The 24,856-nt window shown below is 39.4% G+C and carries 23 protein-coding genes; 14 read left to right on the forward strand and 9 right to left on the reverse strand.

The window, feature by feature from the left end; translation table 11 throughout:
* Positions 1-80: 80 nt before the first annotated feature.
* From CTN07_RS11045 to CTN07_RS11055, 3 genes are read right to left on the reverse strand one after another with little or no spacing between them, the layout of a single operon-like run.
* Positions 81-830 (reverse strand): ABC transporter ATP-binding protein, encoded by a 750-nt coding sequence (locus tag CTN07_RS11045; RefSeq protein ID WP_005305144.1) that lies wholly within the window; start codon positions 828-830, stop codon positions 81-83.
* Complete coding sequence (locus CTN07_RS11050) at positions 827-1,876, reverse strand: FecCD family ABC transporter permease (protein WP_005305142.1); 1,050 nt, start codon at positions 1,874-1,876, stop codon at positions 827-829. The genes CTN07_RS11045 and CTN07_RS11050 overlap by 4 nt, the downstream gene beginning before the upstream one ends.
* Positions 1,873-3,030, reverse strand: a complete 1,158-nt coding sequence (locus tag CTN07_RS11055) for a TroA family protein (RefSeq protein WP_005305139.1) — start codon at positions 3,028-3,030, stop codon at positions 1,873-1,875. Before CTN07_RS11055 ends, CTN07_RS11050 begins: the two co-directional genes overlap by 4 nt.
* Positions 3,031-3,341: 311 nt before the next feature.
* Between CTN07_RS11055 and CTN07_RS11060 the strand changes: the two genes are divergently transcribed.
* The gene (locus CTN07_RS11060) at positions 3,342-3,983 is read left to right on the forward strand and encodes a DNA alkylation repair protein (protein ID WP_146154885.1); all 642 of its coding nucleotides are present in this window, start codon (positions 3,342-3,344) and stop codon (positions 3,981-3,983) included.
* A 70-nt stretch (positions 3,984-4,053) separates the two neighbouring features.
* On the opposite strand, the gene CTN07_RS11065 is transcribed toward CTN07_RS11060, so the two are convergent.
* Positions 4,054-4,737: a MaoC family dehydratase gene (locus tag CTN07_RS11065; RefSeq protein WP_005305134.1), complete on the reverse strand. Its 684-nt coding sequence runs from the start codon at positions 4,735-4,737 to the stop codon at positions 4,054-4,056.
* A 498-nt stretch (positions 4,738-5,235) separates the two neighbouring features.
* Entirely contained in the window at positions 5,236-6,699 is a 1,464-nt protein-coding gene (locus tag CTN07_RS11070; protein ID WP_036765671.1) for an oligopeptide:H+ symporter, read from the reverse strand.
* A 370-nt stretch (positions 6,700-7,069) separates the two neighbouring features.
* Between CTN07_RS11070 and rnk the strand changes: the two genes are divergently transcribed.
* Positions 7,070-7,471, forward strand: a complete 402-nt coding sequence (rnk, locus tag CTN07_RS11075) for a nucleoside diphosphate kinase regulator (RefSeq protein ID WP_036765668.1) — start codon at positions 7,070-7,072, stop codon at positions 7,469-7,471.
* A 136-nt stretch (positions 7,472-7,607) separates the two neighbouring features.
* On the opposite strand, the gene CTN07_RS11080 is transcribed toward rnk, so the two are convergent.
* The 3 genes from CTN07_RS11080 to CTN07_RS11090 all read right to left on the reverse strand — a co-directional run bounded on the left by CTN07_RS11080 (position 7,608) and on the right by CTN07_RS11090 (position 11,115).
* Positions 7,608-8,522, reverse strand: a complete 915-nt coding sequence (locus CTN07_RS11080) for a DnaJ C-terminal domain-containing protein (RefSeq protein WP_036765665.1) — start codon at positions 8,520-8,522, stop codon at positions 7,608-7,610.
* 134 nt (positions 8,523-8,656) lie between these two features.
* Positions 8,657-10,552: a molecular chaperone DnaK gene (gene dnaK / locus CTN07_RS11085; protein ID WP_005305125.1), complete on the reverse strand. Its 1,896-nt coding sequence runs from the start codon at positions 10,550-10,552 to the stop codon at positions 8,657-8,659.
* Positions 10,553-10,692: 140 nt separating this feature from the next.
* Positions 10,693-11,115 (reverse strand): Hsp20 family protein, encoded by a 423-nt coding sequence (locus CTN07_RS11090; RefSeq protein WP_005305122.1) that lies wholly within the window; start codon positions 11,113-11,115, stop codon positions 10,693-10,695.
* Between the two features lie 509 nt (positions 11,116-11,624).
* Here CTN07_RS11090 and CTN07_RS11095 point away from each other — a divergent pair.
* The gene (locus CTN07_RS11095) at positions 11,625-12,860 is read left to right on the forward strand and encodes an efflux RND transporter periplasmic adaptor subunit (RefSeq protein ID WP_005305118.1); all 1,236 of its coding nucleotides are present in this window, start codon (positions 11,625-11,627) and stop codon (positions 12,858-12,860) included.
* Entirely contained in the window at positions 12,857-15,970 is a 3,114-nt protein-coding gene (locus CTN07_RS11100; RefSeq protein WP_005305115.1) for an efflux RND transporter permease subunit, read from the forward strand. The genes CTN07_RS11095 and CTN07_RS11100 overlap by 4 nt, the downstream gene beginning before the upstream one ends.
* Positions 15,971-16,039: 69 nt before the next feature.
* On the opposite strand, the gene CTN07_RS11105 is transcribed toward CTN07_RS11100, so the two are convergent.
* Positions 16,040-16,840 (reverse strand): DUF2076 domain-containing protein, encoded by an 801-nt coding sequence (locus CTN07_RS11105; RefSeq protein WP_005305112.1) that lies wholly within the window; start codon positions 16,838-16,840, stop codon positions 16,040-16,042.
* A 473-nt stretch (positions 16,841-17,313) separates the two neighbouring features.
* Between CTN07_RS11105 and CTN07_RS11110 the strand changes: the two genes are divergently transcribed.
* From CTN07_RS11110 to CTN07_RS11155, 10 genes are all read left to right on the forward strand, one after another.
* Entirely contained in the window at positions 17,314-18,171 is an 858-nt protein-coding gene (locus CTN07_RS11110; RefSeq protein ID WP_005305110.1) for an EAL domain-containing protein, read from the forward strand.
* A gap of 134 nt (positions 18,172-18,305) precedes the next feature.
* A complete protein-coding gene (gene yghU / locus CTN07_RS11115) occupies positions 18,306-19,163 on the forward strand; it encodes a glutathione-dependent disulfide-bond oxidoreductase (RefSeq protein WP_005305108.1) in 858 nt (285 codons plus the stop codon).
* Between the two features lie 138 nt (positions 19,164-19,301).
* Complete coding sequence (locus CTN07_RS11120) at positions 19,302-19,928, forward strand: PepSY-associated TM helix domain-containing protein (RefSeq protein WP_005305105.1); 627 nt, start codon at positions 19,302-19,304, stop codon at positions 19,926-19,928.
* Between the two features lie 20 nt (positions 19,929-19,948).
* Positions 19,949-20,467, forward strand: a complete 519-nt coding sequence (locus CTN07_RS11125) for a DUF2271 domain-containing protein (RefSeq protein WP_005305102.1) — start codon at positions 19,949-19,951, stop codon at positions 20,465-20,467.
* Positions 20,468-20,490: 23 nt separating this feature from the next.
* Positions 20,491-21,327: a DUF4198 domain-containing protein gene (locus CTN07_RS11130; RefSeq protein ID WP_005305099.1), complete on the forward strand. Its 837-nt coding sequence runs from the start codon at positions 20,491-20,493 to the stop codon at positions 21,325-21,327.
* A 9-nt stretch (positions 21,328-21,336) separates the two neighbouring features.
* Positions 21,337-21,657, forward strand: coding sequence for a hypothetical protein (locus tag CTN07_RS11135; protein ID WP_036765663.1), 321 nt, complete (start codon positions 21,337-21,339; stop codon positions 21,655-21,657).
* Positions 21,654-22,253: a DUF6162 family protein gene (locus CTN07_RS11140; protein ID WP_005305093.1), complete on the forward strand. Its 600-nt coding sequence runs from the start codon at positions 21,654-21,656 to the stop codon at positions 22,251-22,253. The genes CTN07_RS11135 and CTN07_RS11140 overlap by 4 nt, the downstream gene beginning before the upstream one ends.
* A 12-nt stretch (positions 22,254-22,265) precedes the next feature.
* Positions 22,266-23,189, forward strand: a complete 924-nt coding sequence (locus CTN07_RS11145; RefSeq protein ID WP_005305089.1) for a metal ABC transporter solute-binding protein, Zn/Mn family — start codon at positions 22,266-22,268, stop codon at positions 23,187-23,189.
* Positions 23,189-23,980: a metal ABC transporter ATP-binding protein gene (locus tag CTN07_RS11150; protein WP_005305084.1), complete on the forward strand. Its 792-nt coding sequence runs from the start codon at positions 23,189-23,191 to the stop codon at positions 23,978-23,980. Before CTN07_RS11145 ends, CTN07_RS11150 begins: the two co-directional genes overlap by 1 nt.
* On the forward strand, positions 23,980-24,855 hold the full coding sequence (locus tag CTN07_RS11155; RefSeq protein ID WP_005305081.1) for a metal ABC transporter permease: 876 nt from the start codon (positions 23,980-23,982) through the stop codon (positions 24,853-24,855). Before CTN07_RS11150 ends, CTN07_RS11155 begins: the two co-directional genes overlap by 1 nt.
* Position 24,856: the final 1 nt, after the last annotated feature.

Genomic DNA, 24,856 nt, shown 5'->3' on the forward strand with positions numbered 1-24,856 from the left:
ACTCGAATATACATCACCGTAAAGAGTTCTTTTATTAGGAAAAGCTACTTAGGTATAGTGATAACACAACGATGGCTTTGTTAAGCGGCTTTTACGATAACAATGGGGTAGTCGTTCATAGGTATAATCTCTGACTCAACCTCAAAAATGTCTTGAATTAATTGAGTGGAAATGATCTCTTTAGGGGCTCCAAATTGAGCTAGCTGACCTTGATTGAGCGCCGCAACTTTATCTGAATATTGAATAGCGAGATTTAAATCGTGAACAACCATTAAGACACAGGCTTGATGATGTTTAGCGTATTTTCTGACATAACTCAGTAGCTTTAACTGATTTTTCATATCTAATGCTGATGTCGGCTCGTCTAGAATTAACACTTTAGGTTGGTTAATAACGGCTTGAGCTAATCCTACCATTTGGCTTTCACCACCAGATAATTCAGTACATGTCTTATTGGCTAAGTGTAAAATATCCATCTCATCCAGTAATTGAAGTGCACGTTCAGCACTATTTGATTTAACAAATAAAGAATTTGAATGGACGTTTAGTGCCGTGATAAGTAACTCAATAACGGTAATTGCGGCATGAATTCGATGATCTTGTGGCAGATATCCAATTTGTTTAGTATCAAGAGGCTGATTTTGCCATGATATTGTTGATGTTAATAAATTTTTTGGATGGGTCAGATGCTTCAATAGCGTAGACTTACCAGCTCCATTTTTACCGATTAAAGTAACAACTTCACCACAACATATATTGGGTAATGTGAAGTTATCTAAAACGCGGTGTTGTCCATAGATAACGGTAATATTATTAATGGCTAGGCTCATGAAAATTTTCCTCCTTTCTTTATGATTAAAAAGATAAAGAATGGAATACCAACAAAAGACATCACCACCGTAAGCGGTAATATGATTCCAGGCATAATGGCTTTACTGGCAATGGACGCTAGCTCAAGTAAGACCGCACCAATTAAACAGGAAGCTGGAAGAAAGAAACGTTGATCTTCGCCTAGTATCATTCGTGCAATATGAGGAGCGACAAGGCCAACAAAACCGACTGCACCAACAAAAGAGACAGAAAGGGCGGTGATAACAGAAACTAGTACAAGTGTTTTGATACGAAGCCTCCGTACATTGATCCCCATTGTCTCTGCTCGTTCATTGCCAATTTTTAGCGTAGAGAGCTTCCAAGAGTCTTTCATCATTAAAAAAATTACGATAGGAAGAACAATCGCGAGCGTTATAATCTTTCCCCAACTGCCACGATCGAGTGAACCCATATGCCAGAAAACTAAGGTCTGGAGCTGAGTCTCACTTGCAATATATTGCATCATGGCAAGCAAGCTGTCATAAGCGAACATAACCGCAACGCCAAACAGCATAACCCCTTCAATTGAGATTCGTTTTATGGTCGATATTCCCGCAATGAGAAATGTTGTACCTAAGCACATAATGAAAGCCATGAAAGCGACTTGATATTGGCTAGGTATCCATGGGATTGCGATAACATTAGTAATAATAAGAGATGCCCCAAAACTGGCAGCAGCTGATATTCCGAAAGTATATGGATCGGCTAATGGGTTATGAAGTGTTGTCTGCATTTGTGCACCCGCGAGCGCTAAGGCTGCGCCAACTAAAGGAGCCATTAGCGACATTGGCATTCTGATATCCCACACAATAATACGACTAGCGATAGAACTAGATGTCGGATGAAACAGCGCAGAAAGCACTTGATGCAATGTTAGACCTTGAGAGCCAATAAGAATATCGGTAATTAAGAACACAATACTCATAACAAAGAAGGCAGCCAGTGCCACCTTCTTGTTACGATTACGAGCATGGTGCACTTTTAGCGCATCGGTAATCGCTGTCACTGACTCATTGCCTCAATGTTATTTTGACCAAATACTCCAGAAACCTTGCGATTAGCAAACTTCTGATTCATTTCAATAAAGGTTTTATTAGGATCTAAATTGGTAAACTGAGTTGGATGAATCCATTTTGCAAAATACTCTAGAGCAACAAGGTTATATGGTGAATTGTAAAATGGCATGTAGATAGAGTAGACATTATTCGTTTGATACGCCTTCACTGCTGGCATCCAGTTTCTATCCATAAGCGTTTTTGTTGCTTGCGCTATAGCTTGGTGATTAACCGGTGAGTAACCAAGTGGAATACCTCCTGTCGGCTTTCCTTTTTTATCAAGCCAGCCTGTTGTTTGCATAATGTATACGTCTGGTTGGCTTGCTATCACTGTTTCTGGTGACATTTTGCCAGTAACTGCACCATGAAGAGGTTTCGTTGCGATATTCTTTGCTTTGAGGAAAGGGATATAAGCCCCCATATTGCCAGCTGCGAATGTTTGGCAACAGGAATTATCGTAACCAGCCGCTCGTTCAATAAAGACGTTTTTCTGATCTTCAGATTTAGGTAGATCTGCCAATGCGTGCTTAATATTATTTAGGTGTTTTTGATAGTACTGGGTAAAAGCTTCGCCTTGTTTTTCTTTGTTAAGAGCAATAGCCAGATCAGATACTGACTGAACAGTATTTCTAAGTGGGTCTTCGCGAAAATCTATCGCTAATACAGCAATACCTGCTTGTTGAAGTTTCTTTAATAATCCTTTGTCTTGAGCCAGTTTAATATTAGAGAGATCAACCACAAAAAGATCAGGCTTTGGCTTTAGATTAATGAATCGTTCAGCATCAAACTCCCCTGATTTGATCTTGCCAATCACCGGTAGCGAGCTTAGAGATGGAAAGTCTTTTAAATAACTCTTATACATACTTGGTGCTGACATTTTCATATCATCACGCCAAGCCACTAAATGTTTTGCTGCATCTTTTTGATACATGATTTCTAAAAGAGGGAACACTCGTCCGGTTGATAATGCAATGTGCTCTGGCTTATGATCAATCGTCACTTGTCGGCCAGATACATCGGTAATAGTAACAGGATACTGAGTCGCCAATGCAGAAAAAGAGCTAATAAGAGTCGTAAGCGCAAGGGCTGTTGTTGAGCACTTCATGTGGTTTGTCTCCATTATGATTATGACTCGCAATACTAGTGATAATTATTATCAAAAAGAAGAGGTGTATCTGAAATGTAAGATTTAAGCTATGATCTGATAATGAGGATTGTTCTCATTCGTGAGGGTATAAATAGTTATGAACAGGCATGAAAAATCGATGGTTAAAACGGTTTACACAATGACATTTTAGTAATAACGTACTAAGAAATAGCATCAATAATGAATGTTATTAAATGAATATTATAATTAAGTAATCCTATGTCTTTAAGGAAGTTTTTGTGTCATTTATCATTTCGATGGTGATTTACATGCAGCAGAATTTAGTTCAAAAAGCTGATTACCGTCTTGCTGTTGAATTTGAAGCTCAATCAGGTATTCCTGCCTATGGAGTTAATGAGCAGAATCGTAAGGAAATATTAGAGTCTGCTTTAAAGCATACGCAGATTCAGAGTGAAGATGATTTTGAGAAAGTTGTTCTCTGGCTTGCATCCGGAGAGTATTTAGAAGAACAGCAACTTGCTTTTGATTTTATTGCTCGATTTTCTGATGTGTATCAACAGAAAATGTTAAGTATGTATCCTAAGTTATTACTGGATTCCACATCTGAGTTTGTTGAGAGAAGTGTAGTTGGCTTGTTGTCTGAAACAGAATTAGTAGCTATTAAGCATGTACCTTCAGATTTTTATTCAGATCAAGCTTATCAATATTTTTGCTTTCTTATTAAATGGCTAAATTGTTTATCAAAGCAAGAAAGTAAAATAACAAATGAAGTGATGCAATTAATTGATAGAGTGGAAGAAAAGGATCATTTAGCCAATCAATTAGTATTTGAAACTAAAGCGTATAATAGAACGATTATGCGATTACAAGATAAGATCAACTTGATGTTATCAACGGTAGCTAAAGCTAGACTCAATGAAATCGAGCTATTTTCGAACGAAACAACTTGAGTAAATACAAAAAAGAGCTGAATTATATCCAGCTCTTTTGCTATCTCATAACGAACAATTTAATACGCAATTAGAAATACAAACGAATTACAGACTCCGCAACACATCCAGGACGGCGACAGCCTTCAATCTCCACCGTGATTTCTTGTACGATCTCAAGGCCACGTTTAATTGGCGTTACTGATTGAATCTTAGTGCGAGCACGAACGTTTGACCCTTCTTTTACTGGGTATGGAAAACGTACCTGATTTAAACCGTAGTTAACCGTCATTTTAGCGGTTGGAAACTTTTGAGTCTCAGGATCAACGCTATCTGTTAGCACTGACAGCAGAGAAAGCGTTAAGAAGCCATGTGCAATGGTTGTTTTAAACGGTGATTCCTGCTGTGCACGCTCTGGATCAGTGTGGATCCATTGATGATCATCGGTAACGTCAGCAAACTGATTAATACGAGACTGGTCTACCGTTAGCCAATTACCAACATGGATTTCCTCACCTAAAGTATCTAGGAGTTCATTCATCAACTTTTCAGCTTCTGGATGCAGCTCAATTTGAACAGTTTCTTGGATCGCTTCACCATTAGAAACAAACTTAAAGTTATGCTCTTTGGCCCAGTTTGCCAGTTGGCTATTATTTGCTTTGTTGAGAAACTCAATCCAGTAATCGCGGATAGATGGTGATAGCCAATCTTTAAACTCAAACTGATGTCGCGCAAGATCTTCGCGCTTTTGCTTGATGAATTCGACTACTTTCATGAATTTGACCTTTATTTAAAAATAACATTCGTCTTATGGCGATATGAGTATTGTAACGATAATCCAGACCAATAAAAATATTTTTGTGTTATAGATCTCATTTCAAAACAGGTCGGATTTGTTAATTTTACTATTTTTCAACAACTTAATGATTTATAAAAATAGTGTTAAAATTCTATTTTCTAACGTTGTTGCACAAAAAATAGCATATATATATAAATTTTGCATTGTTTTTTATTTTAAAAAATAGAAAACTCAAGTTTTGAAGCTAAATTTGGCTATTGATTGCTATTTTTACTAGAAATTAAAATAACATATTGAATTTTAGCGGATTTATTTGTCGTTTTAATATTTTTAGCTTACAGGTGTACGCTGATTAGTTTGATGAATAAGGAATTAAGAATAGACCTTGAAGGCTGGAGTATAAATCAGATTATGCTATAGGTGTAAAAGGAGAGAATCATGGGCTCTGAAGTAACTCAAGAGCCCATTGAAAGCTTATTGGATATCTTTTGCCATCATCATACGATTTAGCATCGGAGCCGTAACGGCCATAATGATCGCTACTACTAATGTAAATAGCCCAATATTTTGGAAGACCTCTGTATAAAGAGGCAGTGTTTCTAATGGATTCGTCACATTACCTTTAACCGCAGTCAAAGAGGCGACGTAACCGCCAATAATAAAGGATGCTGCTTGAGTTAAGAACCATGCGCCCATTGTAAATCCCATTAGGCGTTGTGGAACTAAACTGGCAACCATCGCTAGCCCTAAACCACTGATCAGTAGTTCTCCAATACTTTGGAAGAAATAGGTAGCAACAACCCACCAGATAGCCACTTTACCATTTGGATCGGCAAACCACATTCCCGCAGCTGCAACGGCTAAAAAGCCTAGCGCACACAAAAACATACCCAGTGTAAATTTAACTGGCATGCTAAAATCTCGGCCTTTATTACCAAGAGAGGTATAAAGATAAGCCAAGATAGGGCTACAAATGACTACCCAAAATGGATTTAGAGCTTGTAAGCTTACCGGGTTTAAATGAATACCAAATAAATCTGTACGGACATTATAGATCGCAAAGAAATTAAGTGATGTAGGCATCTGTGCATATAAAACATAAAACACAATAGCTTGTAACATAAGCACGAAAGCAACTAACATTTTTTGTCTAGCCGCGCCTTTTGCTTTGAAACACTCATACAAGAAGAATGTCACTACCGCAACACCAATAATCGCGAGTACTGTATTTGCCCAAAAAACATTACGTAGAAGCCAAGCGCAGAAAAATGTTGCGCATACTGTGCCAAGGATGACGACAAACAGACTTTTTATTTTTAGGGGCTGAGAGTCCGGAAATGAACCTATTCCTGCGACCGTTGAGCAAAATAGGGCATAACTGATAAGACTGGCAATTAATCCTAAACCACAAATCACAAATGCTGTTGTGTAACCAAAATGTTCAGCAATAACCGGTGTTAAGGAGAGCGAAACCAGTGAGCCAATATTGATGGCCATATAATACAGGGTAAACGCACCATCAAGACGACTATCGCCATGTTCATAACACTTAGACAATAAACTCGATGGGTTCGCTTTAAATAGACCGTTACCAACCGCTATTGCGCCAAGAGCATAGAAAATAAAGTGTTTGTGCAAAATGGAAAAACCCATTAAGAAATAGCCTGAAGCTAAAACAATTGCACCTAACACCATTGTTCGTTTTGTGCCGAGAATATGGTCCCCAACGTACCCACCAACAGATACAAGGCCATAAACTAGGGCTGCAAATGCGCCAAACGTAACAAACGATTCCTGTTGAGTGAAACCTAATTGTTTAACAAAGTAGACGGCAAGGATACCTTGCACACCGTAATAGCCAAATCGTTCCCATAACTCGATGAAAAAAATCATCTTAAATGGTTTTGGCTGATCAAAAATACTCACATTCGTTTTCATCGCAGTATTCAATCTCTTCCACATTAAGGTTTGTATTAAACCCCTATTTTTTCTAAAGTAAAGGTTATCGTTTGCTATTCCGTATATTTAATGCGTTTACAGTATTTTGCGTTCAATTACTAATCAGTTTTTCTTATGTTCTTTGAGCATAGCTTATACAAAGATATCAACAATAAGTGGTTTAATAATCTGTTTATACCCAAGTAACTTCGCATCTTGTAACCACTTGGGTACATAGATTTACTGGTATCACTAATCGCTCATCTTGTTATGGGATAAATGCTTATTTTCAACAGAGTGAGACTCTTCACGGTAATATATTAATTTGAGTGCATAATAACGTTTTTTTATTATGGATGAGTGAGATTTTATGGCTGAGAACAGACCTCAAATCATGTTGTCGGTTAAAGATGCAAATCGACTTGAAGCATTATTAGAAAGTTTGTCTGATGATGTCGTTACTAAAAAAGGGCTTGAAGAAGAGCTTGATCGTGCAGTTATTGTCGATGATGAGATGTTACCGAATGAAGTCGTGACAATGAACTCAACGGTTCAATTTAAAATCTCGTCTTCTGAAGAAGTTTTTTGTCTCAAGCTTGTCTTTCCAAAGGATATGGATGAGAAAGGAAAAACAATCTCTATTTTATCACCGGTTGGCAGTGCGCTATTAGGACTTGCTATAAATGATGAAATTGAATGGCCTGCACCAAATAGCAAACTGATCAAAGTAAAAATCTTGGATGTGATTAAAGAAGAAGTTGCTACTATTTAATTTGATGATAACGATCTAATCTAAAAAGTTGATTAGGTCTATAAAGAATAAAGAAAAACCGCCTGTTATATTATCTAACAGGCGGTTTTGTAATTTTGATAGACTTGCTCAGTAACTAAGTTAGATTATTTAAATCTTATTCGCTTGCCGCTGCAAATTCAGTGAGCAACTCTTTTTGGCGTTCAGTTAAATTAGTCGGAGTTTCAATAACAAGTTCAGCAATTAAGTCACCAGTATGACCTTTACGATCGGTGACACCTTTACCTGTTAGTTTAAATTTACGACCAGCTTGTGTACCTGCTGGAATCGTTAAATTAAAGCGACTGTCGAGAGTTTGAACTTCAACTTTGCCACCGAGAGTAGCGGTAACAAAGTCTGTTTTTACTTTGGTATGAAGGTTATTACCATGACGCGTAAATCGTAGGTGAGGACGAACTGTAATTTCAATTAAAATATCACCAGCTGGACCACCATTAATACCTGGTTCACCTTTGCCGCCTAATCGAATCTGCTCACCATCTTTGATTCCCATTGGGATCTTGATGTTAAGTTTCTTCGTAGACTGAACATTACCTTCATAAGTTGGAATATCGATAACACGGCTCGTACCTTTTATCGCATCTTCGAAATCCACTTCCATTTTGTAATGGAGATCGTTACCTTTGCGTGGTCGATTGCCAAAACCACCAAAGCCGCCGCCACCAAAGTGGCCTCCACGTGCTTTCGAGAACATATCACCGAAAGCGCCACCAAAAATATCTTCGAAATCTGCGTAGTTGCCGTATTGCTGGTGGCCTTCATAGCCATTACCACCCATACCACCACGTTCAAACGCTTGGTGACCAAATTGATCGTAGGCTGCGCGTTTTTCTTTATCCGTTAGGATCTCGTAGGCTTCTTTAACTTCTTTGAACTTGTCTGCAGCAGATGGATCATCAGGGTTTTTATCTGGATGATATTTCATTGCTAGCTTTTTATAAGCTTTTTTGATCTCTTTTTCAGATGCATTTTTGGTGAGACCAAGCACTTCATAAAAATCTCGTTTCGACATGACTATACCTCTGGCATGTACAACAGAATAAGGGCGTAAAAGAGTGATCCCTTTACGCCCATTAAATATGAATCGATGGAACCACCGTTTCTTTCCCTAACTAAGCGATAGTAGGGAAGAAACCGATGTCTACTTTATTTCATCTCTTCAAATTCTGCATCAATCACGTCATCATCTTTAGCCTTTTGGTCGGCGTCCGTACCTGATTGTGCTTGAGAACTTGCTTGAGCCTGTTCCATCACTTTCTGCATTGCTGCAGTGAGAGTTTGTGTTGCGCTATCAATGCGAGCTTTATCATCGCTTGATTTGGCTTCTTCAAGCTCTTTAATTGCATTTTCTACTGATGTTTTCACATCGGCAGCCAGATTATCACCTGCTTCATCGATTTGTTTACGAGCAGTATGAATTAAATGGTCTGCTTGGTTACGAGCGGTAACTAACTCTTCGAATTTTTTATCCGCTTCTTTGTTAGCTTCTGCTTCTTGCACCATTTTTTCAATTTCTGCTTCTGATAAACCACTAGATGCTTGGATAGTGATTTTCTGCTCTTTACCGGTTGCTTTATCTTTTGCTGATACATTTAGAATACCATCAGCATCAAGGTCAAATGTTACTTCAATTTGAGCCATTCCGCGAGGACCAGCTTGAATTCCTTCTAAGTTGAACTGACCAAGAGACTTGTTATTCATCGCTTGTTTACGTTCACCTTGTAACACATGAATTGTGACCGCAGTTTGGTTATCTTCCGCTGTTGAGAATACCTGATTCGCTTTTGTTGGAATGGTTGTATTTTTCTCAATCAACTTAGTCATTACACCACCCATGGTTTCAATACCAAGAGATAGTGGAGTAACATCTAGTAGTAGAACATCTTTAACATCACCAGCAAGTACACCGCCTTGAACCGCAGCACCCATCGCAACTGCTTCATCTGGGTTCACATCTTTACGAGGTTCTTTACCAAAGAATTCAGTTACTTTAGCCTGAACTAATGGCATACGTGTTTGACCACCAACCAAGATAACATCGGTAATATCGTTTGCCGTTAAGTTTGCATCTTCTAATGCTGCTTTCAATGGATCCAAAGTACGTTGAACAAGGTCTTCAACCAATGACTCTAATTTCGCACGAGTCATTTTAATGTTCATGTGTTTTGGACCCGTTGCATCCGCGGTGATGTAAGGTAAGTTCACATCAGTTTGTTGCGCTGAAGATAGCTCAATTTTAGCTTTTTCTGCCGCTTCTTTTACACGTTGCATAGCAAGCGGATCGTTACGAAGATCGATACCTTGCTCTTTCTTAAACTCATCAACTAGATAGTTAATAACACGGTTATCGAAGTCCTCACCACCTAAGTGGGTATCACCGTTGGTTGCTAATACTTCAAAGGTCTTTTCACCTTCAACTTCGTCGATTTCAATAATTGAGATATCGAAAGTACCACCACCTAGGTCATAAACAGCGATAGTGCGATCGCCACCTTTTTTATCTAAGCCGTAAGCTAATGCAGCAGCTGTTGGTTCGTTAATAATACGTTTAACATCCAGACCTGCGATACGACCCGCATCTTTTGTTGCCTGACGCTGGGCATCATTAAAGTATGCAGGAACAGTAATAACAGCACCTGTTACAGGTTCACCTAAATACTCTTCTGCTGTTTTTTTCATTTTTTTCAATACTTCAGCGGAGATTTGCGGTGCTGCTAGTTTTTGACCTTTTGCTTCAACCCATGCATCACCATTGTCTGCTTTAACAATGTGATAAGGCATAATTTTAAGGTCACGTTGTACTTCTTCATCTTCAAAGCGACGACCAATCAAACGCTTAATAGCAAATAGCGTATTTTCTGGGTTAGTAATTGCTTGACGTTTTGCTGGTTGACCAACTAAGGTTTCAGTATCTGTATAACCAATAACAGATGGGGTAGTACGCTCGCCTTCTGCGTTTTCAATAACACGGGCTGTATCACCATCTAATACCGCAACACAAGAGTTAGTTGTACCTAGATCAATACCGATAATTTTACTCATAATTCTTTTCCTTCTTACTTACGCTGATACCGTGTTTTTCTATTAGTACCAGCGCAATAAAATTCTTACGCCCTAGGGCAATGCTGTCTGTCTGGCTGTGGATTAGTCACACAGCCAAGGCTTTATTAATAGGTAATTTGTTACGCTTTTTGACCAATTTCGATCTTTCGCGGTTGGGCTTTTTCAATTTGCTCACGTTCAAGGTCGATATGAAGTAGACCATTTTCCAAGTGTGCGCCTAGTACTTTTACATTATCGGCAAGTTGGAATTTACGTTCGAAATTACGTTCAGCAATACCTTGGTAAATAAAGTTCTTTTTCTCATCAGATGATTGCTCACCTGCAACAATCAGCATGTTCTCTTCTTGAGTAATATCCAGTTGATCTTCAGAAAAACCCGCTACTGCCATTGTGATACAGTAATGGTGCTCATCTTTTTGCTCGATATTATATGGAGGGAAACCGCCTGACTGTGATTTCTTAATGCTAGATTCGATCTGGTTGAATAAGCGGTCGAAACCAATCGCACTACGGTATAAAGGTGTTAAATCTACGTTTCTCATAAATACTATCCTCATTAATAAGCAATAGTCTTAGTTCATCATCTCGTGTGACAAACTAAGTGGCATCTATAGTTCAATAAGATCATCAGATACCGTTTTGTTGCTCCACTTGAACTTCCCTAATAAGGCAAAGAATGTGGAACGATGAATTCCATTTGGCAATTCATGTAATTAATATATGCTTCCGTAATTTATAGGTCAATACCTTCAAGCTATTTTTTTCATGTTTTTTATCCGTTTTTCATAAATCAATGATTACAAAAAAGAAAAAAACACAAAAATTTAAAACAATGTTCTTTAATTAGCTCGGTAACAACATAGCAATAAACGAAAATTGCTCTATCTGCATAGATTAAAAAGCATAATATCGCTTTAGTAATAGATAGGGGCGGGGTTTGGAATTTCAAGGATAAATCATAAAAAATTTACCTTATCTATCTTATAGCTAGAGATGTTCTAAGATTAAAATATGTGACTGAGGCGCTAACCAAGGATGGGGAGGGGCAAATATGTTCAAGAAATTGATGCCATTTGGGATTGTATTGCTCTCTATTGCCATCGCGACACTGTTAATTATTGCCAAGCCAGAGCCAAAACAAAAAGAACCAGAACAACTCATTCCGACCTTAGAAGTCGTCCAAGTTATTAAGCAGGATGTTCCTATTACTATTCGAGCTTATGGTGTTGTAGAGCCCAGTCGCAGCGCTGATCTTGTCTCAGAATTAAAAGGAACGGTTAATTGGTTATCACCGAAATTCGAAGTCGGCCAGTTTGTTAAGCAAGGTGACGTTTTGCTGACTTTAACCGATGGCGACTATCAAGCGGACTTGATGCAGGCGAAGGCGTCACTTGCTCAAGCAAAAGCGAGCTTAACCGAAGAGATAGCAAGAGGAGAGGTTGCGAGAAAAACATTACGAAATACTCAAAATACCAATGCACTAGGTTTACGAATTCCTCAGAGGCAACAAGAAGAAGCCAATGTTGAATATGCTAAGGCGGCCGTTGCGCGAGCTGAGCGTAATATTGCCAAAACTCAGATAAGGGCACCGTTTTCTGGCTTAATCAGTCAGAAGCGAATACATATTGGCAGCTATATCAATGTGGGCACACAAGTCGGTGAGTTGTTGGGAACAAAAATAGCGCACATTCGATTAGCCATTACCCCAGAATCTTTTTCTTTATTGCCTACACCTTGGCCTGAACGTTACCCCGTCACATTAACAACCGAAGTTGCCAGTCATATTCATCATTATTGGCAAGGTGAGTTAATTCGTAGTGAAGGAGTCATTGATAAAAATAGTCGTATGGTCTATCTACTTGCAGAAGTGCATGACCCTTATCAATTAGAAAAGCAAAGTTCTCGCTCGTTGTCTGCTCAACCTCTGCAATTTGGCACATTTGTTTCAGCCCAAATTAGGGGGAAGACAATACCTAACGTTATCAAACTTCCTCGACATGTGGTTCGTAATCGTACTGTTATTACTATTGATGAAAACAGCAAAGCAAAGCATCAGGCCGTTACGGTCGCGAGAGAAGATCTCAATTACGCCTATATTACAGATGGATTAAAGGATGCAGAGATTGTTTCGCTAATACGACCAGAGCAAATTGTGGATGGTCTAAAAGTGAATGTGGTGGAAAGCCAAAGTTTTGATCCTAGCATTAACGTCTCTATTGAAGCCGATTCCGGTAAGTTAGTGCCATCTCTTAATAGTGAGCCTCCAAACCAAGAGGTGGTCAAATGAACAGAACATCAAGAGGCTTGATTGCTTGGTTTACCTATAATCCTGTGGCTGCCAATCTCTTAATGTTGATTGTTATGGTGGGTGGGGTTATATCAATTGGCTTGATCAATAAAGAAATCTTTCCCTCTTTTGCTCTTAATCGAATCTCTATTACGACCGTCTATTCTGGTGCTGCGCCAGAGGAGATTGAAAAAACAATTAACGGCAAGATTGAGCAGACATTAACAGGGTTAAATGGCATAAAGCGGATGACATCACGCGCAGTAGAATCTCAAGGCGTTGTCGTGTTGGAGTTAGAAAAAAATACGGATATTGATGATATCTATCAGAAAGTAAAACAGAGAGTTGATGCGATCACAACGTTTCCATTAGATATCGAAACGCCCACTGTCCTAAAAGATGAGTTTTTAAGTAACGTCGTCTATTTATCTGTTTATGGCGATGCCTCTGATAGACAGCTAAAAGAATTCGCAAAGCAGCTAAAAGATTCATTATTATTAAATACTAGTGCAACCAATGCAGAGCTTTCAGGAGTTAAAGACTACGAAATAGCGATTGAAATAAATGAATATCAACGTCGAAAACATAATCTTACGTTAAGCCAAATAGCAAAGGCCATTGAACAGCAATCTATCGATTTACCAAGTGGCTCGATTAAAGCTCTCGATGGTGATCTGCTGGTACGAGCAAAAGGGCAGCGTAAATTAGGCGATCAATTCTCAGATGTAGTTGTGAAATACAATGGGGATGGCTCTCGGGTTTATCTTACTGATATCGCAAAAATTTCGGATGGTTTTGCAGAACAAGTGATATTGAATCGCTTTAATCAACAACGAGCAGCAGTTATTCAAATAAGAAACTTAACCTCGGAAGATGCCTCGCAAATCGCCAAAGAAGTCAGCCAGTTTGCAAAAGATGAGCAAGCAAAATTACCCGAGGGTATCTACATTGATTCATGGGCGGATATGTCTCATTACCTGGAAGGGCGTCTTAATATGATGCTGTCCAATATGCTATATGGCGGCATACTCGTATTTCTTATTCTAGCGTTATTTTTAGAATTGAGATTGGCTTTTTGGGTCATACTCGGGTTGCCTTTTTGTTTTCTTGGCACCTTACTGCTAATGCCATTTGAGGGAATAGGCGTATCGATTAATTTAATCTCTCTGTTTGGCTTCATTTTAGTATTGGGTATTGTGGTGGATGACGCCATTGTTGTTGGAGAGAGTGTTTATACCGAGGTTGAAAAGCAAGGTAATTCAATAGAAACTGTCATTAAAGGGGCAAAACGAGTCGCTATTCCGGCTACGTTCGGTGTACTCACAACCATTGCTGCTTTTCTCCCTATGTTATTGTCTGATAACCCAAGAACAGAGTTTTTTAAATCTATTGGTTGGGTGGTTGTTCTCTGTTTAATTTTTTCATTGATTGAATCGAAATGGATTTTACCCGCTCATTTAGCTCGTTCAAAACTGGTCGATAATACGCAAAATAAGGGACGTCTTTCACAATGGAAGTTCCAATTTAATCAGCGAGTTTCTCTTTTTATCGACTGTGATTACCGACGATTTATACGCTTTTGCCTAAGCCAAAAATACAGCGTGCTAGCGACGTTTATCGGTGTGCTAATCATCGCATTATCATTAGTTTTCAGTGGCCAGTTGCGTTGGGTCTTTTTTCCTAAGTTGCCGTCGGATTATATTCAGGTCATGGTCGATATGGAGCGTTCAAGCTCAGATCAACAGAATAAACGCGTTGCTCTTCAGTTAGAACAAGCGCTATATCAAGTCGATGAACATTATCAGACCGAGTTAGGTTTGCCTGTCGTTAAGCATAGCTTTTTAAATATGAGTGATGATTCAACGATGTTTGTGCTGGTGGAGCTTGAAAAAGGGGAGAATTTACCCGTTAGCAGTTTCGATATTTTAGAACAGTGGAAGAGCGCTATTCCCCCTTTAGTTGGAGTGAAAAAGATTCGTTATGAAGCTTCTATTGGACGTTCAACAGGAGATATCCAGTTTAGTTTGAAAGGAAAGGAATTACGGCAACTCCAACAAGCCGCTCAAGCATTAAAATATGAAATCTCAATGTTTGATGGCACGTATAACATTGAAGATGATCTTGCGAGCCAAAATCAAGAAGCTATTTTAAAGTTAAAACCGATAGGGCAAGCATTGGGGCTAACATTGGCAGATGTTGCGACACAAGTTCGTCATGCTTTCTACGGCTATGAAGTTGATCGTGTTCTACGAGATAAAGAAGAAGTAAAAGTGATGGTTCGTGCGCCTAAAATGGAGAGAACCAGTTTAGGATATTTACAACGTCTGTTTATTTTACTACCTAATGGCAATCAAGTTCCTTTTTCAGAGGTTGCATCTGTTGAGTTGGAGCCTGCGTTTACTCAAGTGAATCGCGTTAACAGTGAACGAGCTGTCGTTGTGAGTGCCAATGTTTTTAAAAACGAAGCCTCGCCAAGCCATATTGTAAAAACATTAAAGCAAGAAGTTATACCTCGCCTTAAGAATCAATATCCTAATGTTTCGTTCGATCTTGATGGGGAAGTAAAAGATGAACAAGATACACAAAGCTCTCTAGCTAGAGATGCGGTTATTGCACTATTTACGATTTATGCGCTAATGGCGATTCCTCTGCGTTCTTATGTTCAACCTTTAATCATCATGTCAGTGATCCCATTTGGCATTATTGGTGCGATTGCTGGCCATTATTTTGCTGGGTTAACGCTAAATTTATTGAGTGTATTTGGCATTCTTGCTCTGGCAGGGGTAGTCGTAAATGATTCTTTGGTTCTGGTCACTTTTATTAATAGAGCAAGAGAGCAAGGAATGAAGATTGAGCAAGCGGTTGAAGAAGCAGGGTGCCACCGTTTTCGCGCTATTGTATTAACATCGCTTACAACATTTTGTGGTTTAGCCCCAATTCTATTGGAAAAAAGTCTTCAGGCACAAATCGTGATTCCAATGGCTACATCACTGGCATTTGGTATTTTGTTTGCAACAGTTGTTACACTCATACTAGTTCCATCGTTGTATTTGATTTTGGTTGATATTAAGCGTTGGGGATGGAAGTTAAAAAGATTTTACACAACATAAGAAAAAGGAGTGTTCAAAACACTCCCTTTTATTGTATTTATACATTGTACTTATGCTCTAACCATAGAATTAGAACGTGTCGTCATCGTCTCCGAAGCCACTGTCGTCGCCACCGAAGAAGCTATCATCTCCGCCACCAAACCCATTGTTAGCAAAGGTATCGTCATCACCGAAACCAGAGTTATCTGTGAAGCCGTTATCACCACCAAAGCCGGTATCAGAACCAAAGCTACTATCACTGAAACCGCTGTCGCCAAAGCCACCTGAGAAGCTGTTATTTGCAGTATCGTCTAAGAAGCTTCCGCCATTCGAATTATCATCAAATGCCGGGTTTTCAAAATCGTTATCGTTGGATGATGTATCACTATTTTGAGCAGTGTCTTGCTGGGCTGCATCAGCATTATCTGGTGCTGTATTTTGATTGTTATCATCAACAACAACCGTTTCTTCTGGTGTTGCCGTATCCTTGTTATCAAACAGCATATCGCTAATTAGATGACCTGCAACCATACCTGCGGCAACGCCTGCTGCTGTTTGCATAAACCCACCAAAAGCGCTCGGTTGACGAACGGGTGGTTGTGGTGGTTGAGGCGCAGCTTGAGAACCTCCAAACATACGGCTGAATGTACCACGATTATTTTGTTCTTTGTAATACTCTGAGTTCTTTTGTAGATACTCATTTTGTTCTTTTAAGTTCTTCAGCGCCATTTCTTGAACAAGAACGGCTTGAGTTAATTTGTAGATCGCATCTGGCTGTGAGGCAATCTCAGTGTTAATTACTGTTTCTGCTTCGCTATCCTTTTTATTATTTGGGCTCTGCTTGAGTTTGTTGGCAACACTCAGAATCAGTTCTTTTTCTTGTGGAGTCATGGTTAATTACCTTCTCAATACCCCAATAACGAGGCTTTTCATCATCATATAGCTTAGCTTATAACGCCAAACTTTTATCATTTAATACCTAATCCGCATTAATTGCACTTGATTATTGAATGAAACCTGAATATGGCATTCATATTGCTTATTTCTATATCAAATGAGCGAAAATTAAAACGTTAAGCGTTATTTATTAGACCGGGGAACAATCTGTGCCACAGGATAGGTTATAACGGCTATTACAATCTGTAACTTAAAGTAATCAAATGTTTTTTTGAAAAGATTCATATAAAAAATCAATGCTGAAGCACAAGATAAGCAATGAGGTTGGCATTTGAGTCCCGATGTTACATTCAACTTGCATGAAATTGATATATGCTATCAAAAATGAAAAAACATGATAAATTAATTACTTAAAACCAATAGTAAATGTTTTACAGTAGAAAAAACTGAAATGATATTGATGATATATGCAACAAGGATTGAAGCAAAATGAATGGGTAGTAAAGACAGTGGACAGTATATTACATACTCACGAAGAGATTGAATGCCACCTAAGTTATGATGAGTCTTCAGGGATTTATGTTGCAACTTATCTTGGCTTTATTATGAAGAGTGCTTTCCAGCCCATAATCCATTTAGATGGTAGCTTGATGGGGTATGAAGCATTGTTACGGGTTTATGATAAACGCTCTCATGTTCAATGTAATACCGAGCAGTTCGTAAAGTCTCCTTTTCTGTCGTGCCATGAACGCCTTAATATAGACACGTTAGCCAGAGTTCTACATCTTAAAAATTTCTTTCTTCATATTGCAGAAGGCCACCTATTTCTTAATACTAATCCTGATGCGGTGATTGATTCTATTTCCATTGAGTATTTCAATCAGTTTATTAATAACCGAATTCAACCTGTAGGAACGGCGATTGATCAAATTTATCTTGAACTTCTTGAGTACAAATGCAGTAGTGATCAAGCCCTAACAACGTCGATACAAGATCTCAGTAAAAATGGATTTAAGATCGCCTTAGATGATTACGGTTGCAAAGCATCTTCAGAGATCCGTGCACGTAATGTTCGGCCCGATATTATTAAAATGGATCGATCTTTACTGGCTCAGTATGTGATTGGAATTGAACCCCCATTACTAAAAGCAATTAAGGTTGCTCGCGAGTTAAATGCTGAGGTGTTATTAGAAGGGGTCGAAGATTTTAATTTCTATCTTAAAGCAAAAGAGCTAGATGTTGACTACTTGCAAGGGTACTTTATTGGTCGTCCTGAGCTTGTGCATTATTTATCTCGTCCTTTTGAATTTTTTGATAAAAGTTAGCGTTAACTATATGAATTATATTGATATTATATTTGTTTAACTATGATATAAGAAAGTTGCATTTTTTTATCTTTACAATTTGGTATACCATTTTGTATTGACTTGATTTGCTCAATATATAATAAGGATAGCTAATGACCAATCAGTATGTACCGCCTCAAGTGTGGGCTCCTGACACGAATAATGGAGGACAGTGGGCAAGTATTAACCGCCCTGTTTCTGGAGCAACGCATCAAAGAGAACTGCCGGTAGGTGAACATCCAATCCAGCTTTACTCTATGGGGACGCCTAATGGCCAAAAAGTGACAATTATGTTGGAAGAGCTTTTAGCAAAAGGTTTCGCTAATGCTGAGTACGATGCTCATCTAATTAAAATAGGGGATGGAGACCAGTTCTCATCTGGCTTTGTTGAGATTAACCCTAATTCAAAAATTCCCGCTTTAGTTGATCAATCTGTATCTCCTGCGATCAACATTTTCGAATCTGGTTCCATTCTTTTATATCTTGCTGAGAAGTTTGGCTGTTTTTTACCACAAGAGATTGCAGCGAAAACAACGGTTATGAACTGGTTGTTTTGGTTACAAGGCTCAGCGCCTTATTTAGGTGGGGGCTTCGGTCATTTTTATGCCTATGCCCCAGAAAAGTTCGAATACCCCATTAATCGATTTACCATGGAAGCTAAGCGTCAACTCGATGTATTGGATAAGCAGTTGGCTAAGCACCGTTATATAGCTGGTGATGAATACAGTATCGCTGATATGGCTATTTGGCCGTGGTATGGAAACCTTGTACTGGGTCGCCTATATGATGCAGCCAAGTTTTTAGATGTTGATGGTTATGTTCATCTTCAGCGTTGGGCTAAAGAGATTGATGCTCGACCAGCAGTTGCAAGAGGGCGTATCGTCAACCGAGCATGGGGTGAAGTGTGGGAACAAGTCCCTGAACGCCACTGTGCAGATGATATTGATAATATTATGAAATTAAAGCCTTAATTATCCAAATTCAGTTCTAAGCCAGCTTCAGTTTTTTAGCTGGCTTTTCCTACCTTTGTAAACAATGTAAATCCAATACTAATACGAACTATTATCAATTAGATTACACTCTGTTATTTACTCAGTGTGTACAGTTGCATGGTGCTTCGTTCCAAGGGCGTTCAGAGTTGGGCGCGTCGATTACATATCTATATTTCAATGGCGCTACTTTTTGTTGTGCTGTTTTTCTCGATTACGGGCATTACGCTAAATCGTCCTGATTGGTTTGTCAGTAATAAGCCTACAGTGACAGAGCAAGTGCTTTCTATTCCCTCTGAGGTTGTTTTCGTTGGTGATTCATTTAAGCCAAATCAAGAGGGTATTTTACGCTATTTGCAACAACATGCTGATATTGCAGGTCATCCTTCCGCTCTCGATTCTTATATTGAAAGTGAGGATAGAGAGTTAATTGAAGCTGAGATCTCGTTTGACTACAAGGGACCTGGGTTTAGCTCTTCTGTGTTTATTGAACCCTTAACTCAAAATGTACGAATTGAAACTACGCATTATGGCTTAGTTGCTGTGTTGAATGATTTACACAAAGGTCGCAATACCGGGGAAATATGGAAGTGGTTTATCGATATCACTGCTTTGTTGATGGTTGTGTTTGTTCTAACGGGAGTCTGTCTTTTACTTCCAAAGAGAAAGAGTCTTCAGCTAGCACTTAGGTGGACGGCTTTCGGCAGTGTTATTTCTCTGGCTGTGTTCTTTCTTTTCGTACCGTAATCATGATGAATAAATTTGATATGAAAACGTTAACTCAATTTTTTGGTGCAAGCTTATTACTTTGTGGATCAATGTCACTGAGTGCATCTCCTTTACCTGCTCAAGCAAAATTGGCTGTTGAATTTGAACTGCCATCCATTGAAACCAGTATGTATGCCCGTCCTTATGTTGCGGTTTGGATTGAAAATGACCAACGACAGCCTGTTCGAACTATGCAATTGTGGGTTGGTAAGGATGAATGGTTAAAAGATTTACGCAGTTGGTGGCGTAAAGTGGGTCGTAATGATCGTGAGCTTGTTGATGCTGTAACTTCGGCAACACGACCTGCTGGCCAGTACCGATTTAGTTGGGACGGACTTGATGATAAAGGTCAGCGTCTCGACCAAGGTGAGTACACCTTCTATGTTGAAGTGGTCCGTGAACATGGCGGCCGGAATTATTTACGTCAAAAAGTCACATTAGCCGACCAAGAACAGAAATATCAATTAGCGCCGACCCAAGAAACAGGGTCAATTTCTCTACATTACACAACGCAATAATGCCCATTTTACGGATTGAAATTATGATTTATAACAAACCTTTAAAAGCTTTGTCGTTGGCTTGCTTAATGGCTTCGGGCCTTGCATTGTCTACTGCTGCGACTGCTCATCCTCGTTGGGTATTACCATCTCATTTTACTGTTTCAAAAGAAGGCGGTGATTGGCTAACGTTCGATGTGACCGCATCCCATGGTACTTTTGTCTTTGATAAACCAGCAGGCAGTGAGAGTGCAGAGGTCATTATGCCTGATGGACGTAAAGAGCGCCCAAATTTTGTCGTTCGTGGTAAACGTCGTTCAATGTTCGACTTTTTCTTTGTTGAAGAAGGAACGCATAAAGTTCAGATCAATCAAGTTCCAACCTATTACACTCAGTATAAAGCGGGTCGTCGAGACACAGTGAAATGGGTGAAAGCCAATAAAGCAGAGCGTGACAGTATCTTACCAAACAAATCTCGTGATGTTGTAACGCAAATGAGTTTTACACGCGCAGAGACTTACATCAATGTCGGTAAACCTTCTGTTAAAGCGATGGAATTGGACGGCCAGCTGCTGGAAATGAAGCCACTTGTTCATCCTGCCGATATCATTGAAGGAGAGCCGGTTACGTTCCAATTTTATTTTAATGGAAAGCCTCAAGCCGGAGTTACTGCGGAAATTACTCGCGAAGGAACGCTATACCGAAATCATCAAGAACAGATGGACGTTATCAGTGATGCAGAAGGTAAAGTGACATTTGCTCCTTCTATGGCAGGTCGTTATTTAATGAAGGCTAATTACAAAGGGGAACTAGCAAATAACCCGTTAGCCGATACGGTTAGTGCCAATGTTCATTTCACCTTTGAAACCCAATTAAATTAAGGGGGGGAAATGAAATATAAAATTATAACAACTGCGATTCTCGTTTCTGGTTTAAGTCTATCGGCTCCAGTTTTGGCTCATTTTCCTCTCATGCAGTGTTGGTTTGAAGCTAAAAATGTAGTGTGTCAGGCTGGGTATAGTGATGGCAGTACTGCAGTTGATTATGATGTGGATATGTTTGATTATGACGATAATTTGATTGCAAAAGTAAAAACAGACAAAGGATCTCGCGCCGTATTTACTCACCCTGAGACGGATTTCTATTTGGTCTTTGATGCAGGCCATGAAAACCCTGTTGAAGTTGATGTTGTCGAGATCAAAGAAAAATGATCACACAATCGGTTCGCTCAGATAATGGCGGTCGAGAAGGTAAGTGGGTGGCATTATCGATTGCCACCATCTTAGCAGTATCGGCTTTACTGTTGCCATATCATCAGGCAGCACAAGAAGAACAGCTTTTAGCGGCTCATCAACAAGCGGTAGCAGATCTTAATACAGAAAATATTGCTATGGTTGCAGAGCTTAGGCTCGCTCATGAAGAAATTCGTAACCTATATACGGATAATCAAATAGATAGCGCATCTTCTAAGCTAGCCCTGTGGCCAGATCTTAAAGAACTTGAAGCGCTTTGGCTTGCTCCTTTTGTTCAAGATCAAAGCTGGGAACGCAAAGGTAAGCATCAATGGGAAAAAGTCACTGACTCTGTTTATTTTGGTATGAATATCCTGCAAAAGGGGGCGAACTCTGTAGTGTTAATATCTGAATATGAAGAGCCAGAGATTTGGTTTGCCCAAGATTTTGATAATGCGATGACAGCCACCTCTTTATCGAGTTTTACCGACCTCAAAACAATCCGAACTAAATTGATTGCTGATAACTGGCAGCAGGTTGTATTTGATTCTCACTCTGCCTCACATCAACATTAGGTTTGCATATTTATGAAGAAATATTTTTTACTGTTGGCTGGTTTTTTAATCGGGGTGTTTAATGCACATTTTGCCCTAGCTAGCGATAATAAACTGACTATTGGCATTACACTTCAGCCATATTACAGCTACGTTAAAGCGGTAGTCGGCGATAAGGCGACAATTTTACCTTTAGTTGATGCCGGATTTAATCCTCACAATTATCAACCTCAGCCCAATGATCTCCGTCGTTTGAAAGAGATGGATGTGATTGTAGTTAATGGGATTGGTCATGATGATTTTGCGTTAAAAGTTATTAAAGCCGCTAATCGTTCAGATCTTAAGGTTATTGAAGCAAATAAAGAGGTTCCACTGTTGCCTGCAATGGGTCAATCTGTTGGCCAAGGTGCAGTGAATCCTCATACCTTTGTTGGGTTATCTACCACAATCCAAAAGGTATATACCATTGCTAGCGAACTGTCGAAAATAGATCCTAATAACGCACGTTTTTATCGAGCTAATGCAAGACAATATGCGGCAACATTTCGCAAAATGAAACATGTCGCGATGCAATCATTAGGGGAGTTAAATACAGCTGGAATGACAGTGGCGACCACACATAATGCATATGGTTACCTACTACAAGAATTTGGTGTTGATGTGGCAGCAGTAATTGAGCCTGCCCATGGTGTAGAGCCAAGCGCGAGCCAACTGCAAGAGACAATTGAAAAGATTCAGCGTTCTGGTATCGATGTTCTTTTTTATGAACTTAATATGCCAAATCGCTACGTTGATACCATCGAAAAAGCAACAGGTGTGAAGTTGTATCGTTTTTCTCATATGACTCATGGACCTTACCAGGCTGAGAAAGTCGAAGTCGAGATGCAAGAAAATATTAATACCCTTATGGCGGCGATGAAGTTTGCAGCCACGAAAACGACTGTGGTTACTCCATAATGAAAAAAGTCACTACTTCATCGGTATTGGGGCCGAGTATCGAGTTAAAAAATCTTAACTTACATTATGGTGAAAATACGATTTTAACTGACATCAATCATCGTTTTTCAGCTGGTGAGTGCCATGTCGTGATGGGACCAAATGGCGGCGGGAAAACATCATTATTGCGTTCAATTTTAGGACTTACACCATTTTCGGGGCAAATTGATATTCAGTGGGCTTCACAAGAATTGGCAAATAAGTCAGGGGTTATTGGCTATGTACCTCAAAAAGCCATGTTTGAAGCCAGTTTACCGTTAACTGTAATGGATTTTATCTTATTAAATCAGACTCGTTTTCCGTTATTTTGGCGTAAGCGAGGCAAAGAACAGCAAAACGCATTGGCGCAATTAGAGCGTGTTGGCATGGCATCTCGCGCTGACCGTCGCATGGGACAGCTGTCTGGTGGTGAACAACAGCGAGTGTTATTTGCTCAGGCACTTTTAGATGATCCTGCGCTGTTAGTACTCGATGAGCCAACGACTGGCATGGATGAACAAGGTGTGCGTTACCTTGAAAGCCTAATTAAAGAGTGTGTGAAAGAGGGCAAAACAGTATTAGCTGTACATCATGATGTAACTGCCGTTCGTCGCTTAGATGCCCATGTTCATGTTGTTAACCGTATCTTAGTAGATTCAGGTCGTCATCAAGATATTTTAGTTCCTGAAAAAATTGAGCGTATTTTTAATCACTATACCAGTTCACCTATGAATAGTTCTTTTAATTCATCAACTTCCAATAAGGTTGCGTAATGGAAATAATACGTCATTGGGCACAATTAGGTGTTGATGCTGGTTGGCTAAGTGAGAGTTTTTCTTATGCCTTTATGGTGAATGCCATTGTCGCTGCGCTTTTGTTAGGGCCATTACTTGGCGGCCTAGGTACGTTAGTTATAGCTAAACGCTTAGCCTTTTTTTCAGAAGCTGTAGGTCATGCTGCTTTAACCGGTATTGCTCTTGGTGTTTTACTCGGCGAGCCACCAGATAATCCGTTTATTGGGCTATTTAGTTTTTGTATGATCTTTGCTCTTTTATTGCATTTCGTGCGAAACCGAACCAACGTGCCTTACGATACTTTAGTTGGAGTTTTTTTAGCTTTGGCGCTCGCTGTTGGTGCCGCATTGCTAATGTATGTTGCACGCAAAATTAATATACATATGCTTGAAAATGTCCTGTTTGGTTCCATTTTAACCGTTACAGATCAGGATTTAATGATACTTGCAGTCAGTTGCGCCATTATCGTTGTGTTACTTATTCCGACCTTTAATCGAATCTTACTGACTTGTATTAGCCCTGATATTGCCCGAGTTCGAGGTCATGCAACGCATTTCTATGATTATCTTTTTGTCATGATGATCACCTTAGTCACGATTGCTGCGGTAAAAATTATTGGTGCAGTATTAGTTGGGGCGTTACTGCTAATTCCTGGTGCAACAGCCCGATTAATGACCAAAAATATGGGAAGTTTTGTACTACTTTCAGCACTGCTAGCGACAATCAGTTGCTTAGTCGGAACCGTGTTACCAATGGAGCTTAAACTACCTGTTCCATCAGGGGCATCGATCATTATTATTTCTGCGCTGTTTTTCTTAATGGCAACCTGTTATCGCATTATTCGCAAAGGATAAT

This window comes from Photobacterium damselae, from assembly GCF_003026815.1.
Taxonomy (GTDB): domain Bacteria; phylum Pseudomonadota; class Gammaproteobacteria; order Enterobacterales; family Vibrionaceae; genus Photobacterium; species Photobacterium damselae.